This is a genomic window from Streptomyces sp. BE303 (assembly GCF_036290945.1).
GTDB lineage: Bacteria > Actinomycetota > Actinomycetes > Streptomycetales > Streptomycetaceae > Kitasatospora.
In genome coordinates, this window is the sequence record NZ_JAQYWZ010000694.1 from 1 (window position 1) to 467 (window position 467).

The 467-nt window shown below is 69.6% G+C and carries 1 protein-coding gene; it reads left to right on the forward strand.

Annotated features, from left to right (window positions below; translation table 11 throughout):
* Positions 1-467: AMP-binding protein (locus tag PUR56_RS16645; protein WP_329949506.1), on the forward strand; the 467-nt coding region annotated here is incomplete at both ends.

Here is a 467-nt window from a genome sequence, read left to right on the forward strand (position 1 = left end):
CATCACCGCCGACGGCGGCTACCGGCGTGGCAAGCCCTCCGCCCTCAAGCCCGCCATCGACGAGGCACTGACCAAGGTCGACGGCGTCGAGCACGTCCTGGTCGTCCGCCGCACCGGCCAGGACGTCTCCTGGACCGAGGGCCGCGATGTCTGGTGGCACGAGGCCACCGCCCGCCAGTCCACCGAACACCCCCCCGAGGCGCACGTCGCCGAGCACCCGCTCTTCTTGATCTACACCTCCGGCACCACCGGTAAGCCCAAGGGCATCCTGCACACCTCCGGCGGCTACCTCACCCAGGCCAGCTACACCCACCACGCCGTCTTCGACCTCAAGCCGGAGTCCGACGTCTACTGGTGCTCCGCCGACATCGGCTGGGTCTCCGGCCACTCGTACTTCGTCTTCGGCCCGCACTCCAACGGCGCCACCCAGGTCATCTACGAAGGCACCCCCGACACCCCCCACCAGG